This is a genomic window from Octadecabacter sp. R77987, assembly GCF_042466115.1.
In the GTDB taxonomy this organism is placed as follows: Bacteria; Pseudomonadota; Alphaproteobacteria; order Rhodobacterales; family Rhodobacteraceae; genus SW4.
The window spans coordinates 2938627-2954923 of the sequence record NZ_JAXHBQ010000001.1; the positions used below are offsets into that span (position 1 = coordinate 2938627).

At 60.0% G+C, this 16297-nt stretch carries 16 protein-coding genes; 10 read left to right on the forward strand and 6 right to left on the reverse strand.

Going from position 1 to position 16297, the window contains the following annotated elements; genetic code table 11:
- Positions 1-14 precede the first annotated feature (14 nt).
- Positions 15-497, reverse strand: coding sequence for a DUF4174 domain-containing protein (locus tag SJY21_RS14850; protein WP_377512414.1), 483 nt, complete (start codon positions 495-497; stop codon positions 15-17).
- A 111-nt stretch (positions 498-608) separates the two neighbouring features.
- Between SJY21_RS14850 and SJY21_RS14855 the strand changes: the two genes are divergently transcribed.
- The 7 genes from SJY21_RS14855 to SJY21_RS14885 are packed head-to-tail and all read left to right on the forward strand — an operon-like array spanning position 609 to position 6989.
- Complete coding sequence (locus tag SJY21_RS14855; RefSeq protein WP_377512417.1) at positions 609-1658, forward strand: hypothetical protein; 1050 nt, start codon at positions 609-611, stop codon at positions 1656-1658.
- Positions 1633-3759: a methylmalonyl-CoA mutase gene (gene scpA, locus SJY21_RS14860; RefSeq protein WP_377512420.1), complete on the forward strand. Its 2127-nt coding sequence runs from the start codon at positions 1633-1635 to the stop codon at positions 3757-3759. Before SJY21_RS14855 ends, scpA begins: the two co-directional genes overlap by 26 nt.
- On the forward strand, positions 3756-4358 hold the full coding sequence (locus SJY21_RS14865; protein WP_377512423.1) for a VOC family protein: 603 nt from the start codon (positions 3756-3758) through the stop codon (positions 4356-4358). Before scpA ends, SJY21_RS14865 begins: the two co-directional genes overlap by 4 nt.
- Complete coding sequence (locus SJY21_RS14870; RefSeq protein WP_377512426.1) at positions 4355-4828, forward strand: GNAT family N-acetyltransferase; 474 nt, start codon at positions 4355-4357, stop codon at positions 4826-4828. The genes SJY21_RS14865 and SJY21_RS14870 overlap by 4 nt, the downstream gene beginning before the upstream one ends.
- 32 nt (positions 4829-4860) lie before the next feature.
- Positions 4861-5547 (forward strand): TerB family tellurite resistance protein, encoded by a 687-nt coding sequence (locus SJY21_RS14875; protein WP_377512429.1) that lies wholly within the window; start codon positions 4861-4863, stop codon positions 5545-5547.
- The gene (locus tag SJY21_RS14880) at positions 5544-6569 is read left to right on the forward strand and encodes an endonuclease/exonuclease/phosphatase family protein (protein ID WP_377512432.1); all 1026 of its coding nucleotides are present in this window, start codon (positions 5544-5546) and stop codon (positions 6567-6569) included. The genes SJY21_RS14875 and SJY21_RS14880 overlap by 4 nt, the downstream gene beginning before the upstream one ends.
- Positions 6570-6605: 36 nt before the next feature.
- Positions 6606-6989 carry a hypothetical protein gene (locus tag SJY21_RS14885; protein ID WP_377512435.1) on the forward strand — a complete coding sequence of 128 codons (384 nt, stop codon included), beginning with the start codon at positions 6606-6608 and terminating at the stop codon, positions 6987-6989.
- Here SJY21_RS14885 and SJY21_RS14890 read toward each other — a convergent pair.
- From SJY21_RS14890 to SJY21_RS14910, 5 genes are all read right to left on the reverse strand, one after another.
- On the reverse strand, positions 6986-8542 hold the full coding sequence (locus SJY21_RS14890) for a Ppx/GppA family phosphatase (RefSeq protein ID WP_377512437.1): 1557 nt from the start codon (positions 8540-8542) through the stop codon (positions 6986-6988). The genes SJY21_RS14885 and SJY21_RS14890 overlap by 4 nt on opposite strands.
- A gap of 50 nt (positions 8543-8592) precedes the next feature.
- Positions 8593-10776, reverse strand: a complete 2184-nt coding sequence (locus SJY21_RS14895; protein ID WP_377512440.1) for an RNA degradosome polyphosphate kinase — start codon at positions 10774-10776, stop codon at positions 8593-8595.
- Positions 10777-10817: 41 nt separating this feature from the next.
- Positions 10818-11495: a chromosomal replication initiator DnaA gene (locus tag SJY21_RS14900; protein ID WP_377512443.1), complete on the reverse strand. Its 678-nt coding sequence runs from the start codon at positions 11493-11495 to the stop codon at positions 10818-10820.
- Complete coding sequence (locus tag SJY21_RS14905) at positions 11496-12557, reverse strand: AI-2E family transporter (RefSeq protein ID WP_377512446.1); 1062 nt, start codon at positions 12555-12557, stop codon at positions 11496-11498.
- 103 nt (positions 12558-12660) lie between these two features.
- Positions 12661-13176 (reverse strand): fasciclin domain-containing protein, encoded by a 516-nt coding sequence (locus tag SJY21_RS14910; RefSeq protein ID WP_377512449.1) that lies wholly within the window; start codon positions 13174-13176, stop codon positions 12661-12663.
- Between the two features lie 206 nt (positions 13177-13382).
- Between SJY21_RS14910 and proS the strand changes: the two genes are divergently transcribed.
- The 3 genes from proS to SJY21_RS14925 are packed head-to-tail and all read left to right on the forward strand — an operon-like array spanning position 13383 to position 16272.
- Positions 13383-14783 carry a proline--tRNA ligase gene (proS, locus tag SJY21_RS14915; RefSeq protein ID WP_377512452.1) on the forward strand — a complete coding sequence of 467 codons (1401 nt, stop codon included), beginning with the start codon at positions 13383-13385 and terminating at the stop codon, positions 14781-14783.
- Positions 14783-15493, forward strand: coding sequence for a ThuA domain-containing protein (locus tag SJY21_RS14920; RefSeq protein ID WP_377512455.1), 711 nt, complete (start codon positions 14783-14785; stop codon positions 15491-15493). The genes proS and SJY21_RS14920 overlap by 1 nt, the downstream gene beginning before the upstream one ends.
- Positions 15490-16272, forward strand: a complete 783-nt coding sequence (locus SJY21_RS14925) for a hypothetical protein (protein WP_377512458.1) — start codon at positions 15490-15492, stop codon at positions 16270-16272. The genes SJY21_RS14920 and SJY21_RS14925 overlap by 4 nt, the downstream gene beginning before the upstream one ends.
- Positions 16273-16297 lie beyond the last annotated feature (25 nt).

Sequence of the window (16297 nt, forward strand, 5' to 3'; positions counted from 1 at the left end):
GCATGCATATCAGGTTATGGCGCGGCGCGGCGGTCCTCGACCTCTTGGGCGCGCAGGGGCATTTTGTCGATGGAACGTGATATTTCGCGCACGCTCCACGGGGCGGGTTTGCGCAGCTCGATCTGCCCGTCCTTGCCCATCAGCACCAACATGAACCCGCGCGGGCGCAGGCGCGTGCGGGCCTCGCTTGCGTCGCGCGGCGCAGTGTCGGTGATGATCACCACATCCCGTTCGGCCAGATCTTCGGGGCGGGCCTGCAGCAGTTCCATCTGGCGGCGGAAATTGGGATCATTCTCGCTGTCGGCAAAGACGATGACCGGGCGGGCAATCCAGACAAATTCGTTCAAATTGATTTCAGATGCCGCAAAGACAGTTGTTTGGTCCTCTTGCCAAAGTGCAACCGCATCAGGAGGCGCATCCTGCGTCTCGGATGCGGTTTGCGCCGCTACCTGGAACGCAATAAACGCCAGAAAAACAAAGCTGATAACCTGTTTCATAGATACCCCTCTGCATCCCAACATAGGGCGGGTGGGCACAAAAGCTAAGTCCTATCGCCCCAAGGGTCACAACAATTTTAAGGTTAAGCCTATCGTCAGAAAGTTTGTCCAATGATCGGCGCAGTTATTCTTGTCGCGCGATGGTGCGCGGCGCTGCGCTGTGGGGTCAAACGGGCGATGGACGTATTATTGCATATTGGTGCGCATCGCACTGGAACAACAACATTCCAGTGCTTTCTGCAACGCAACCAGACCCCTTTGTGGGAGGCGGGGGTAGCCGTCTGGACACCAGAACGCACCCGCAATGGCATGATGGCGGGGCTTGTGCGCCGCCCGCAAGACATCACCGAACAGGTTGAACGCACCGGCACGCGGTCTTGTGGTGTGATGCGCGTTGAAATTGCCCGCACCCGTGCGATTGGCATGCGCCAGCTGATCATCTCCGAAGAAAACATGATCGGCGCGATGCGAAACAACCTGCGCGAGGGGCTGCTTTATCCGTTGTTGAATGAACGCCTGATGCGATTTCGTGCCGCGTTCGAGGATAGCTGCACCCGCATTGCCATCGGGATCCGGTCTTATGACACGCTTTGGGCATCGCAACTGGCCTTTGCGCTGACACAGGGGCACGCCGCGCCCGACCGCGCCGATCTTGACAGGTTCGTGACCCAGCCCCGCACGTGGCGCAAGATCATCCGCGAGGTTGCGACTGTATTCCCCAAGGCCGACATCGTTGTCTGGCCCTTTGAGCGGCTGGTCGGCCAGCCTGACCGGCAGTTGCAGATCCTGACTGATGGGGTCAGTTGCACAAGTCCGATGACGGGCCACAACGATTGGCAAAATCCCAGCCCGCAACCTGTTGCCCTGCGCGAAATTCTGGCGATGCGTGGCGATCTGGACAGCGCGGCACGGATGCCCAACGCAAAGGGGCGCTGGATGCCCTTCAATGACGACCAAAAAGAAATCCTGCGCGCCCAATACCAGATCGATCTGGCGTGGCTGCGACAGGGCGCAGAAGGGCTGGCACGTTTCGTGGACAGCCACGGCGACGACAGGGAACCATCAAAACAACTGTGCGCAGGCGAGGTTGCGGGCATGAACCCGCCCCGCCCGACGCACGCAGGAGGATATGGCAATGGGAAACAGCAAATCGTGGTCTGAAACGGCGGCCGCCGAACTGCGCGGGCGCAGCCTTGACGATCTGACGTGGCAAACGCTTGAAGGGATCGCCGTGCAGCCGCTTTACACGGCTGATGACATCGACGGGCTGTCCCATCTGGGCACCGTTCCGGGGCAGGCGCCATTTACACGCGGCGTCAAGGCAACGATGTATGCGGGCCGCCCCTGGACCATCCGCCAATACGCGGGCTTTTCCACAGCCGAAGAATCCAACGCCTTTTACCGCAAAGCACTGGCTGCAGGGCAGCAAGGCGTATCGGTCGCCTTTGATCTGGCCACCCACCGCGGTTACGACAGCGACCACCCCCGCGTCGAAGGGGACGTTGGCAAGGCCGGCGTGGCAATCGACAGCGTTGAAGATATGAAAATCCTGTTCGATGGTATCCCGCTGGACAAGGTCAGCGTATCCATGACCATGAACGGCGCAGTGATCCCGATTCTGGCCAATTTCATCGTCGCAGGCGAAGAACAGGGCCACGACAAGGCGCTGTTGGCGGGCACGATCCAGAACGACATCCTCAAGGAATTCATGGTGCGCAACACCTATGTCTATCCGCCCGAACCCTCGATGCGGATCATCAGCGATATCATCGGCTATACCTCTGATAACATGCCGAAATTCAATTCGATCTCGATTTCCGGCTACCATATGCAAGAGGCCGGCGCGAACCTTGTGCAGGAACTGGCCTATACGTTGGCAGACGGGCGCGAATATGTGCGCACCGCCATTGCGGCGGGCATGGATGTGGACAAGTTTGCGCCGCGTCTGTCGTTCTTTTTCGCCATCGGAATGAATTTCTTCATGGAGGCTGCGAAACTGCGCGCCGCCCGCCTGCTGTGGCACAAGATCATGGCCGAATTTGAACCGAAAAACCCCAAATCCAGCATGTTGCGCACCCACTGCCAGACATCGGGCGTGTCCTTGCAAGAACAAGATCCCTACAACAACGTGGTCCGCACCGCCTACGAGGCGATGGCTGCGGCATTGGGCGGCACCCAATCGCTGCACACCAATGCCCTCGACGAGGCGATGGGCCTGCCAACCGAATTCAGTTCGCGCATTGCGCGCAATACCCAGTTGATTTTGCAAGAGGAAACCGGCGTGACCAATGTCGTCGACCCGCTTGCGGGCAGCTACTACGTTGAAAAGCTGACCCATGATCTGGCGCAGGAGGCCTGGAAGCTGATCGAGGAAGTCGAAGACATGGGCGGCATGACCAAGGCCGTGGCCAGCGGCATGCCAAAATTGCGCATTGAAGAATCCGCCGCCCGCCGCCAGGCGATGATTGATCGCGGGCAAGAGGTGATCGTCGGGGTGAATAAATACCGGCTTGATAAGGAAGATCCGATCGACATTCTGGACATCGACAATGATGCGGTGCGCCTGTCGCAAATCGCCCGTCTGGAAAAGACCCGTGCGTCCCGCGACGCGGCTGCCTGTGATGCAGCACTAAATGAATTGACCCGCCGCGCCAAGGAAGGCGGCAACCTGTTAGAGGCCGCCGTGGACGCCGCACGCGCCCGCGCCTCAGTTGGAGAAATCAGCATGGCCATGGAAAAAGAATTCGGGCGTCACCGCGCCGAGGTCAAAACGCTTGCCGGTGTTTATGGCGCCGCTTACGAAGGCGACGCAGGCTTTGCCGCAATCCAGAAATCGGTCGAGGATTTTGCCACCGATGAAGGCCGCCGCCCACGTATGCTGGTCGTCAAAATGGGCCAGGACGGGCATGATCGCGGGGCCAAGGTGATTGCCACCGCCTTTGCCGACATCGGCTTTGATGTCGATGTCGGCCCGCTGTTTCAAACCCCCGCCGAGGCCGCACAGGACGCGGTTGATAACGACGTGCATGTGGTTGGCATTTCCAGTCAGGCGGCGGGCCACAAAACCCTTGCGCCCAAACTGGTGCAGGCGCTGAAAGATGCGGGTGCGGGCGAAATTATCGTGATTTGCGGGGGGGTTATCCCGCAGCAGGACTATCAGTTCCTTTACGATAATGGCGTCAAGGCGATCTTTGGACCGGGCACCAATATCCCCGAAGCCGCCCAAGATATCCTGCGCCTGATCCGCGAGGCGCGTAGTTGAAACTGCGCCTGGATCACCTTGCGATCTGTGCCACGGATCTGGGCATCGGCACCGCTTGGGCCGAACGTGCGCTTGGCCTGACCCTGATCACCGGCGGGCAGCATGCACGTTTCGGCACGCATAACACCTTGCTGGGTTTGGGGGACATCTATTTGGAAGTTATCGCGCCCGATCCGCACGGCGCACCCTATCAGGGGCCGCGCTGGTTTGATCTGGACCGGTTCACCGGCGCCCCCCGCCTTGGCAACTGGATATGCGCCACCGACGATATCTCGCAGGCACCCGAAAAGGCAGGCGTGCCCATTGCCCTGACACGTGGTGATCTGGCGTGGCAGATTGTAGTGCCTGCCGATGGCAGCCTGCCTGATGATGGCGGCTTTCCCACGCTAATTGAATGGGGCAACTGCACCCATCCCGCGACCCGTTTGCCCGATAGTGGCGCGCGCCTGCACGCGCTTGAGGTGCATCACCAGCAGGCCGCGGCATTGGCGGTTGAGGTTGACGCAATGCTGGACGATCCGCGCGTGACGTTCCACACGTCTGCCACCCCCGCGTTGCACGCCACGTTTGACACGCCCAAAGGCCGTGTGCGCCTGTGATCCGGCCTGCGACACCTGATGATGCGGCGGCCATTGCCGCGATCTGGAACCCGGTCATTCGCGACACGACGATCACGTTCAACCCCACGCAGAAAACGCCCGATGACATCGCCGCGATGATCAAGGCGCGGCCTGTCTTCGTGGTCGCGTCTGATGGCACGGACATCACCGGTTTCGCCACCTTTGATCAGTTTCGCAGCGGGCTTGGCTATGCCCACGCCGTTGAACACACCGTCATCATTGCACCAAACGCCAAAGGGCAGGGGCTGGCCAAGGCCTTGATGGAAGAACTGTTCACGCTCGCCCGCGCGCAAGGCATGCACACCATGTGGGCGGGCGTCAGTGGTGAAAACCTTGACGGGGTCGCATTCCATGCCGCCTTAGGCTTTGAAACCATTGGTATTTTACCCGAAGTCGGGCGCAAGTTTGATCGCTGGATTGATCTGGTTCTGATGCAAAAACGCCTCTGACATCCGGCGGCAAGATCGTTAAGGTGCCCCCCATGTCGATCTGGACCCGCATTGCCGAAGCCGTTTCTTCCCTCACCTCGGGTGAGGGGCTGTCGGCCGTGTTTGAAAAGCTGCGCACGCCGCCTGAACGATCGGCGGCCTTTGCGATTGCGGTGATCGCGCTGGGCGCCAAGATGGCCAAGGCAGACGGGCAGGTGACGCGCGACGAAGTCACTGCCTTTCGCGAGGTCTTTGCCATCTCCGCAGCGGATGAAAAGAACGCCGCGCGCATTTTCAACATGGCCCGCACCGATATTGCCGGATTCGAGGAATACGCCCGCCGCATCCGCGCGATGTATGACGACAACACCACCGGTGCGCCGCTGTGTGATCTGATGGAGGGGCTGTTTCACATTGCCCTTGCTGATGGTCAGTATCACCCGAGCGAGGATCAGTTTCTGGCACGCGTGGCCGAAATTTTCGGGCTGGAACACCGCGCATTCCAACGCCTGCGGGCGCAGTTCGTGCCCGATGCGCAGCGCGACCCCTACGATGTGCTTGGGGTTGATCCGAATACGCCGCTGCCCGAGATCCGCAAGGCGTGGCGTGATCTGGTGCGCGAAACCCACCCCGACCGGATGATTGCCCGTGGCGTCCCCGAAGAAGCGGTGAAACTGGCAGAAAAACGCATGATCGCGATCAATGCCGCTTGGGACAAGATCGAACAGGATGCGGCATGAGGATCGCCACCTATAACGTCGAATGGTTTGCCAACCTGTTCGACGAGGCGGGCGCATTGATGGAGGACAACCGCTGGTCCGGGCGGCGCGATGTGATCCGCGAGGATCAGATTGCAGCCCTTGGGGTTGTGTTCAAGCTGTTGGATGCAGATGCGGTCATGGTGATCGAAGCGCCCGATGGCCACGCCCGCCGCGACGGTGTCGCCGCACTTGAAAATTTCGCCGCGCATTTCGGTCTGCGTGCGCGCAGGGCCTTGATGGGGTTCGTCAACGAAACCCAACAGGAAATTACGCTGCTGTATGACCCCGACAAAATGACCGCGCGCCATGATCCGCTGGGCGACCAGACTGGCAAACAGGGATCGCGCGATGCCCCGCGTTTTGACTCAGTCTTTCGCATTGATCTGGATACCGATGCGGCCCCCGATTTGGTCCGCTGGTCCAAACCGCCCCTTGAGGTTGCGATTGAAACGGCCAGTGGCATCGCGTTGCGGATGATCGGTGTGCACGCCAAGTCCAAAGCCCCGCACGGCGCGCGCAACAAGGCCGAGGTCATGCGCATTTCCATCGAAAACCGGCGCAAGCAACTGGCCCAGTGCATCTGGTTGCGCCAGCGCATCGAAGGGCATCTGGAGGCCGGCGCGCCACTGATCGTGTTGGGCGATTTCAATGATGGTCCGGGGCTGGACGAATACGAAAAGCTGTTCGGGCGCTCTGGTGTGGAAATCGTGCTGGGTGAAAACGGCGCGACCCGCCTGTTCGATCCGCACGCGCGCATGGCCCTGTCGCGCCGCCTTGTGGCCACGCCCACGACCGCGCGTTTCAAATTGCCCCCCGATGGGCGCTATTTGCAGGCGCTTTTGGACTACATCATGGTGTCCCCCGATCTGGAACGCCGCGCGCCGGTCTGGACAATCTGGCACCCCTTTGATCATCCGGCCTGCTATGAAAACCCGATGCTGCGCGATGCTTTGCTGACGGCGTCCGATCATTTCCCTGTCACAATTGACATTGATCTGTGACTTGGGATTTGGCCCGTTAACCCTTATGTTGGGATTATGAAACAGATACTCGCCGCCACATTCGCCCTGTCCCTTGCCGCCTTGCCCTTGGCCGCGCAAGACGACCAGGACCCTGATATGCAAGAGGGTTTCTCCCTGATGGAGGAAGGGGCCAAGCTGCTGTTCCGCGGATTCATGGATGAAATGGAACCGGCCTTGGATGACTTTGCCGGTATGGCGCAGGAACTGGAACCGGCGCTGGATATGCTGGCCACGGAAATGGGGCCCGCACTGATGGCACTGATGAAGCGGCTGGACGATGTGCGCCACTACGAAGCTCCAGAAATCCTGCCCAACGGCGATATCATCATCCGCCGCAGCCCTGATGCCCCACCCTACGAGGCAGCAGACCCCGAATCGGGCGAAGAAATCGAGCTTTAGGTCACGCGCTTTTTCTTGAACGTGACGATCGGCGTTGCGCCCATGGCGGTGGCAAGCGCGTTGAACCGTGCCTCGGCCACTTCGCCAAACAGGGGGCGCGACCGATTGCGCAGCACGATCTCCAGTTCTTTCTTTTTGGGGCGCCATTGCAATTCACCGGGCTGTTCGTCGGTGGACAGCAACAACATCGCACCAAAGCGCATGGCCTTGCCCAAAATCTCTGCCTCAAGCTGTTCTTTCTCGCTCAGGAGCGTGAACAGGTTTTCAAACGGTGTGCCTTCGCGTTTGTTGGCATAGCGGTGCAGCAGGGCAATGCCCAAAAATACCCGTTCCGAATGTTTCAGGCCGCCCAGATTGGCGCGGGTTGCGTTGTCAAAACAGACCTCGGCGCGGTAGTCGGGATGCGCGCGCCAACTGACATCATGCAGCAGGCAGGCGGCGCGGGTGATACGTTTGCGCTGCCAGCCATGTTGCTTGAACAGCGGTTCGATGAACCGGTGCAGCGCACGCCCGAAACCGGGCATCCGCGCATCCTTGGCCTCGACGAAACGGCAGGCTTCGATCAGCGGATCGCGGTCGCGCAGACGCTGGGGCATTTGTTCGTAAAGCATCCCTTCGCGGATGCCATAGCTGGATACGGCAATGTCCTTGGGTTTGAAAACCCGCACCAATTCGCGCAGCACCTGGATGGCGTAGGGCACCAGCGACATCCGCGCATCTGATATATTGCAGCGGTTGCGTAGCTCTTGCAGGTCAGATTTTTCGATGTATTCCAAAGTCTTGGAAACCTGGCGGGATGACATGCGGTATTCATGCAGCACGGTCAGCGGATAGCCGCGCCGTTCCATATCAATGCGTGCAATCGCGCGCCATGACCCGCCGACCAGAAACAGGCGCATGGCGGTTTCATGTTCCATTTGCGCGTGCAGACCGGCCATCGTTTGCTTGATAAACGCCTTGAGACCCTTCTTGCCGCCCTTGACCTCGCGCAGTTTCAACGGCCCCAGCGCCGAGGTCAGCCGCTTGCCGACGCGTCCTTCGGACAGGTCCGCCAACTCCATCGACGATCCGCCAATGTCGCAGACCATGCCATAGCTGCCGGGCCAGCCCAGCAGCACGCCTTGGGCCGACAGGCGCGCTTCTTCCTGCCCGTCGATCACCCAGAGTTTCAGACCGGTTTCGCGTTCCACTTGCGCGCGAAAATCGGGGCCGTCACTGGCCTCGCGCACGGCTGCCGTGGCCACGGCCGTCAGCGGTGAAATGCCCATGCCCTTGGCCAGCGCAACAAAGCGGCGGATCGCCGACAGCGCACGCACGCGCCCTTCGGGGTTCAGCTTTCCGGTATCGGACAGGCCCGCACCAAGGCCCGCCATGATTTTTTCATTGTAGAAATAGGCAGGGCTGCGCGCGGCCCCGTCAAACACCACCATCCGCACCGAGTTCGACCCCACATCAACCACACCCACCCGCGACAGCGCGCGCGCCTGCGGGTCATTGAACAGCGGGCGCCCGAACGGCCCCCAATCTTCGTGATCTTTCAGATTGTCGTCCAAAACGCCCCCCTGTTCGGCCCCGTGACCATGACGTTTCAACGCCGCCCAAGTCAATTGCCGGTTGGATCATCCTCGGTATGGGTCAGCTTGGGCACATCTGACGCACCTGCCGATCCGCGCCCCGAAAGTGAAGGGTTCTCCATAAAGAACCGGTGGCAGTTGAACGCGAAGGTGCCATCGGGGATGTCTTCGCGCGCAAATACCCCGTCCGGCCCCATCACCCAGCTTTGCGCCACGTCATGCAGGTTCGCGGCCATGATCTGGCTGACGATCTGCGCCTTGACGGTGTTGTTGGTCGCCTCGACCAGCGTTTCGACACGGCGGTTCAGGTTGCGGCCCATCCAGTCGGCAGAGCTGATGAAAACACGCGCCTTTTTATGCGGCAGGCCATGGCCATTGCCGAAACAGACGATGCGGCTGTGTTCCAGAAACCGCCCGACAATGGATTTCACGCGGATGTTGTCCGACAGCCCTTTGATGCCGGGGCGCAGGCCACAAATGCCGCGGATCACAAGGCTGATTTTCACGCCGGCCTGACTGGCCGCATATAGCGCATCAATCACGTCTTCCTCGATCAGGGAATTCATCTTGGCCCAGATTTCGGCAGGCTTGCCGTTCTTCGCATGCTCTGCCTCGGCGGCAATCATTTCCAGCAGGCGGGGTTTCAGGGTCAGCGGTGAAATCGCAAGGTTTTCAAGGGTTTCGGGCTGTGCATAGCCCGACAGGTAGTTAAATACCTTGGTCGCGTCACGCCCCAGCGCGGCATCGCAGGTAAACAGCGACAGATCGGTATAAACCTGTGCCGTGATCGGGTGGTAGTTGCCGGTGCCGTAGTGCGTGTAAGTGACCAGCTTGTCGCCCTCGCGGCGCACGACGGTGCTGATTTTCGCGTGGGTTTTGTAGTTGATAAAGCCGTAAACCACATGCGCGCCCGCACGTTCCAGACGGCGGGACTGGCGGATATTGGCAGCTTCGTCAAAGCGCGCCTTGAGTTCAACCAAAGCGGTGACGGATTTGCCGTCTTCGGCGGCTTCGCACAGCGCCTCGACGATGGGCGAGCGTTTGGATGTGCGATAAAGCGTCTGTTTAATTGCCACCACATCAGGGTCGCGCGCGGCCTGCGCCAGAAACCGCACGACCATGTCAAAGGTTTCATAGGGGTGGTGCAGCAGCATGTCCTTTTGGCGGATTGCCGCGAACATGTCGCCCTCGTGGTCGAGCACCCGTTCGGGCACGCGCGGGCTGAAGGATGGCCACAACAGATCGGGGCGATCTTCCAGCACCAGTTCGGACAGGTCGGACGCGCCGATCAACCCGTCGACCTCAACGACCTCGTCCTCGGTCACGTGAAGCTCGGCCATGATCATCTTTTTCAGGGCAGGCGGGGCATCGACCGACATTTTCATGCGCACCACTTCGCCGCGCCGGCGCCGTTTCAGTGCCGTCTCAAATTCGCGCACAAGGTCTTCGGCCTCGTCCTCAAGCTCAAGATCGCTGTCGCGCAGGATGCGGAATGCACAGTGGCCCTTGACCTTGTAGCCCGGAAACAGGCTGCCCAGATGTTCCAGCAACAGTTCTTCCAATGGCAGGAACCGGTGATCGCCTTCGTTGGGCAATGCAATGAACCGGTCGATCTGGTGTGGCACGGGCAGCATGGCGCGCAGCGGGCGTTTGTCGGTCGTGCGTTCCAGTTGCAGGGCCAGCGCGAACCCTTCGTTCGGCAGGAACGGAAACGGATGTGCCGGGTCGATGGCCAGCGGTGACAGCACCGGAAACACCTGATCCAGAAACACATCCTCGAGATAGGATTTGTCATCTTTGGTGAGGGCCGCGCGGGTCAGGATTGAAATGCCGGCCTGTTCCATTTCCGCGGTCAGGGCGCGGAACACGGTTTGCTGGCGCGCCATCAGGCTGCGCGCGTTGGTGTCAATCAGCGCCAGCTGTTCGACGGGGCTTAGCCCGTCAATGGATGGGGTGAGGTTTCCCGCATGGGCCAGTTCCCGCAGGCCCGCTACGCGCACGGTGTAAAATTCATCCAGATTGGTGGCTGAAATCGACAGGAACCGCAGCCGTTCCAACAGTGGCACGCGCGGATTTTCCGCTTCTTCCAGCACCCGCCAGTTGAAGCCCAGCCAGCTAAGTTCGCGGTTCACGAACCGCGCCGGACCGGACAGATCACCGTCAAGTGCAACCGGATCGGGAAAGGGGGCGTCAAGGAAATCGGCGTGTGTCATCGGGGGCTTATGGCGCAATACTGTAACGGGAAGGTAACGTGTTATCGCCCGTCCGCGCCCAGTTTGTCCAGTACGACCCTTGCCAATGGCACAGTGATCGACCGTTGTTCTGCCATTGCCGCATGGTCCAGTTCGGCGACGACCCATGCGACCGCCTCAAACGAACGGGGCATGTTGCGCAACAGGTAGTTGAACGCACGCAGGTCGGGCGACAACTGGCGATCCTGAAACTGCTTCATCAGGACGGCCCCCAGCAGCGTATCGTCGGGATCGCCGATGCGGATCACGCTTGTGCCCTGCATCCGGCTGGCCAGATCAGGCAATGCGATGTTCCAGCGGGTCGGGGCGCTAGCAGCACTCACCAACAGCCGCCCACCGGTTGCGCGCAGGTGGTTATGGGCGTGAAACAGCCATTCTTCGCCTGCATGGGGCAGGGTTTCGACATCCTCGACGACCAGACAGGGGGCTTCGGGCGGCGCAAGCGTTGCATCGCCCAAGTCGCGCGCTGCGATGATCTGCGCCCCTGACAGATGCTGGAACACGCGGGCAAGGTGGCTTTTGCCCGACCCTTGTGGCCCGATCAGCGCCAGTTTGCCATCGGGCCAGTTTTCCCAATCGCTGACCATGGCATAGGCTGCCGCATTTGCGTCCGAGACAAAGAAATCATCCGGTTCCAGCGCCACACGGGTGGGCCAGTCAAAGGAAAGCTGCTGTGCCATTCAGTCTTTGTCCGACAGGCCCTTGTAAAGGCGCCCCTTCTTGTATTCGGCGATACCGAAACGGGCGATCACACCCAGCATTGCCGCCACCGGCACGGCGACAAGCATGCCCACAAAGCCGAACAGCGACCCGAATACAGATAGCGCAAAGATCAGCCAGACCGGATGCAAGCCGACACTGTTTCCCACAAGTTTCGGCGTCAGGATGTTCCCCTCAAGGAACTGACCGAACCCGAATATGCCTGCCACGGCGGCAATCCAGGCCCATTCCCCCCAGAACTGGAACAGCGCCAAACCGATGGCCAGAATACCGCCGACAAGCGCGCCAACGTATGGGATAAAGGTGATCAATCCGGCGACAAATCCAACTACCAACCCGAAATTCAGGCCCACCAGCATCAGCGAAACGGCATAGTAACTGCCAAGGATCAGGCAAACAGTGCCTTGGCCGCGAATGAAAGACGCCAGTGTGCGGTCAATCTGGCTGGCGATGTCGCGCACTACAGGGGCGTGATCACGCGGCAGCAATTCATCGACCTTGGCGACCATATTGTCCCAGTCCAGCAACAGATAGAACGTCACAACCGGCACGACGACAATCAGCACCAGCACATTGACCAGCGACAGCGCAGAATTGACCACCGAGTTGACCAGATCGCCGCCCTTGGACTGGATCGTTTCTCCGATCGACACCAGTTGCTGGCGGATCGTGCTGTCCGCATCCATCAACTGCGGAAATTTTTCGGTGAGCCAGCTTTGCAGGTTTGTGAACAGGTCAGGTGCGGTGTTGATCAATTGTCCGGTCTGCTGGATCAGCGTTGGAATGATCAGCAAGATCGCAACCACAAAAATCAGGATTGCAACCAGCGTGATCGTCACTGTCGCCATGATCCGGCTCAGGCCCCATTTCTCAAGTCGATCGGCAATCGGATCAAGGCAATAGGCGACGGCACCACCAAGTATGAAAGGCAAGATCACATCACCCAGATACCAAAGAACCACAAGGAAAACCGCTGTGGCGATGCTCCAGTATTTGACTTGCTGTTGAACCGGAAATGCCATTTTGCCCCCGCGCGCTTATACCTGCCCTAAATGGGCGATGCGCAGGCAGGATGCAAGAAAAAGGCCCCGACGCGGCGGGGCCTTTCCTGTTCAGATCGCGATCTTAGTGACAGGCAGGGCGTGTGCCGGGCAGCAACACTTTGTCGATCACATGGATCACCCCGTTTTCGGCAACGATGTCGGCGATGATCACATTGGCCATTTCGCCCGTGCCGTCAGCGATTGTCACGCCGCCCGCACCAGCGGTGATGCACAGGCGCTCGCTGTCCAGAACCGGCTTGAAGTAGTTGGACCCGCTGGGAATATCCGCTGCGCGCAGCAGGCGGTCATCCACGTGGTAAAGCAGCACATTGGTCAGCTGGCCCTTGTTTTCTTCCATCAGCAGGGTCTCGACTGTGCCTTCCGGCAGTGCGGCAAAGGCATCATTCACAGGCGCGTAAACGGTGAACGGGCCAGGCCCCTGCAGCGTTTCGACCAGACCGGCGGCGGTAACAGCGGCGACCAGCGTGCTGAACCGTTCGTCCGCCACAGCGATGTCAACGATCGTGTCGGCGGTGGCAGCACTTGCAACGGTTGTGCCCAGCACAGCGGCGGCGGTGAGTTTTGCAAAGATATTCATGTGTCCATCCCAATTTTTGGTTCATGCGAAATTGCATATGAAAAGGTTACGGGGGGTCAGCCCGCGTGGTTCACATCCCTCGCGCAGCTGTCATATGGTTGAAATCTTTGATCCAAGGCGCGTTTTGGCACGTTATGCGCGCTTGCACCGCGCGCGGGCGATCCGTAAACCTGTCGCGAAACCGTAGTCCAAAAGGGTCCACCCCCATGCGCATGAGCCGCTATTTTCTTCCCGTTCTCAAAGAAACGCCGCGCGAGGCGCAGATCGTCAGTCACCGCCTTATGTTGCAGGCGGGCATGATCAAACAGGCCAGCGCGGGCATCTATTCGTGGCTGCCACTGGGCTATAAGATTCTGAAAAAGATCGAAAATATCGTGCATCAGGAACAGGCGCGCGCGGGCCATCTGGCAATGCTGATGCCGACGATCCAATCGGCGGACCTGTGGCGTGAAAGTGGCCGCTATGATGCTTACGGTGACGAAATGCTGCGTATCAAGGACCGCGGTGGCCGCGACATGCTGTTTACGCCCACGGCCGAAGAACTGGTGACGGATATTTTCCGCGCCAATGTGTCGTCTTACAAAGACCTGCCGCTGACCATGTATCAGATCCAGTGGAAATTCCGCGACGAGGTCCGCCCGCGCTTTGGCGTGATGCGGGGCCGCGAATTCCTGATGAAGGACGGCTATAACTTTGATCTGACCAAAGAGGACGCGCTGCACGCCTACAACCGCCACCTGGTCAGCTACCTGCGCACCTACAAACGCATGGGTCTCAAGGCGATCCCGATGCGTGCGGATTCCGGCCCGATTGGTGGCGAGGATACGCACGAATTTCTGGTGCTTGCCGAAACGGGCGAAAGCGAGGTGTTTTATGACAGCGCCGTCACTGACCTGACTTTCGGCGACCGCGAGATTGATTATGACGACAAGGCCGCCTGCGCCGCCGTAATGGAGGAATTCACCACTAAATACGCGCGCACAGACGAAACCCACGATGAAGCGCTGTTCAACGCCATCCCCGAAGAACGCCGCAAAACCGCGCGCGGCATCGAAGTCGGGCAGATTTTCTATTTCGGCACGAAATACTCGGATGCCTTGGGCGCGCTTGTCGATAACGGCGAGGGTGAAAAAGTCGCGGTGCATATGGGCAGCCACGGTATCGGCGTGTCCCGTCTGCTGGGCGCGATCATCGAGGCAAGCCACGACGAAAACGGCATCATCTGGCCCGAAGGCGTGACCCCGTTCCATGTGGGTATCCTGAACATGCGGTCCGGTGACGCGGCAGCCGATGCGGCCTGCGAAGACCTTTACCGCGAAATTGGAGCACTTGGCCTTGAACCACTTTATGACGACCGCGACGAACGTGCCGGCGCAAAATTCGGCACGATGGACCTGATCGGCCTGCCATGGCGGATTACGGTCGGGCCACGCGGGCTGAAGAACGGCGTTGTTGAAGTGACCTGCCGCCGCACCGGCACATCCGAAGAAATGACGCCAAAACAGGCCGTCACGAAAATCGCTAAGATTTTCGCCCCGCATGTGCCCGTCAAAGGCCACGCCGATGTTGAACCCATGGCAAACCGGTCGTTCCACACATGGATGTAATGCGCGCATTGATCACCTGGGGCGGCTGGGACGGCCATGAACCCGAACAGGTCGCCGCGATTTTCCACGCGATGCTGGAAGGCGTGGGGATGGATGTCACCGTCACCGACAGCCTTGAATGCTTCAACGATGCCAAAGGCTTGCGCGACTATGATCTGATCGTGCCGGTCTGGACCATGGCGCAAGCCACCCGCGAACAGGTCGCCAACGTCAGCGAGGCCGTGGCCCATGGCACGGGCCTTGCGGGATGTCATGGCGGGATGTGCGATGCCTTTCGCGACCAAACCCTGTGGCAATTCATGACCGGCGCGAACTGGGTCGCGCACCCGGGTGGGGACGGCGTCGATTATCGCGTGAACATCACCGACCCCGATCATGAACTGGTCGCGGGGATCGCTGATTTCGACGTCAGTTCCGAACAATACTACCTGCACGTGGACCCCGCTAATCACGTGCTGGCCACCACCCGTTTTCCGACTGTCGATTGGTATCATTCCCCCAACGGCCCCGTCGATATGCCCGTGGCGTGGACACGGGCCTGGGGGCAGGGACGGGTCTATTACAACGCGCTGGGCCACCACGCCGATGTGATCGCAGACGGCCCCGCGTATGAAATGCTGCGTCGCGGTTTGCTCTGGGCGGCGGCAGGCAAGGCAGTGGCTGATCCGGCGGCCCTTACCCCGCTGCAATCGGCGGGCAACCACTATTGATTGACGCGGGCGATGATCTGATTGGCTGGATGATCGCCCTGCGCGACGATCCATCAGATTACGCAGGCAAGGGCGGCACCGCGCGCCTGCACCGTGATCTGACCGCATGGGAAACCGCCCAGCAAACTGCCCCCGTTGAACGCGACAAGGACGGCAACGCTATCCATCCCGCGCGCCACGGGATGCACTTTGTCCAGCGCGCGCGCGAACATTTCATCGGCTACTACGGGCGTGACCACCGCGGACTGTGGGACGGCGGGGCCGGTTGGGGTGACTGGCTGGAAGCGATCAGCGATAGCCCCGATGAGGCGCTGGAACGCGTGTTCAAATGGCTTGACCTGTTCATCGAAATCTACGGGCGCCACGCCAAACCTGTCGTGTTTCATCCGCCAGATACGCGCCCTTTCATCAATATCCGCACCCACTTGCACCCTATGCGCACTGACCCAGCCACACGCCCCGGTGACGGAAGCCTTGCTGCGTTGCAGGCACATCTGGATGCGCTGATAGCCGATCGCAGCATTCGCGTTGATGAATTCGCTGGGATCATGCAGCGCCACATGATCGAGATGCTGACCTACTTGTTCACCACCTCGTTCCTGATTGATGAAACCGCGCGCGCCGCCCCGCCACCGCACGGGGTCGACGCGCTGGCGCAGGCCATTCACCCCGGCGGCGATCCCTGGCGCACATATTTCCGTGCGGTGGATCGACTCTATGAAAACTTCAAGGGAATGGGGCAGTCCCAAGGCGGCACCCGCTCGCTGATCAAGGGCTAGGGCGTTGACCTTTGCCCCCGCGCCC

Bases quoted from the DNA above. Each gene is read 5' to 3' on its own strand.
- SJY21_RS14850 (WP_377512414.1), bottom strand. From the start codon at position 497: ATGAAACAGGTTATCAGCTTTGTTTTTCTGGCGTTTATTGCGTTCCAG.
- SJY21_RS14855 (WP_377512417.1), top strand. From the start codon at position 609: ATGATCGGCGCAGTTATTCTTGTCGCGCGATGGTGCGCGGCGCTGCGC.
- scpA (WP_377512420.1), top strand. From the start codon at position 1,633: ATGGGAAACAGCAAATCGTGGTCTGAAACGGCGGCCGCCGAACTGCGC.
- SJY21_RS14875 (WP_377512429.1), top strand. From the start codon at position 4,861: ATGTCGATCTGGACCCGCATTGCCGAAGCCGTTTCTTCCCTCACCTCG.
- SJY21_RS14880 (WP_377512432.1), top strand. From the start codon at position 5,544: ATGAGGATCGCCACCTATAACGTCGAATGGTTTGCCAACCTGTTCGAC.
- SJY21_RS14885 (WP_377512435.1), top strand. From the start codon at position 6,606: ATGAAACAGATACTCGCCGCCACATTCGCCCTGTCCCTTGCCGCCTTG.
- SJY21_RS14895 (WP_377512440.1), bottom strand. From the start codon at position 10,776: ATGACACACGCCGATTTCCTTGACGCCCCCTTTCCCGATCCGGTTGCA.
- SJY21_RS14900 (WP_377512443.1), bottom strand. From the start codon at position 11,495: ATGGCACAGCAGCTTTCCTTTGACTGGCCCACCCGTGTGGCGCTGGAA.
- SJY21_RS14905 (WP_377512446.1), bottom strand. From the start codon at position 12,557: ATGGCATTTCCGGTTCAACAGCAAGTCAAATACTGGAGCATCGCCACA.
- SJY21_RS14910 (WP_377512449.1), bottom strand. From the start codon at position 13,176: ATGAATATCTTTGCAAAACTCACCGCCGCCGCTGTGCTGGGCACAACC.
- proS (WP_377512452.1), top strand. From the start codon at position 13,383: ATGCGCATGAGCCGCTATTTTCTTCCCGTTCTCAAAGAAACGCCGCGC.
- SJY21_RS14920 (WP_377512455.1), top strand. From the start codon at position 14,783: ATGCGCGCATTGATCACCTGGGGCGGCTGGGACGGCCATGAACCCGAA.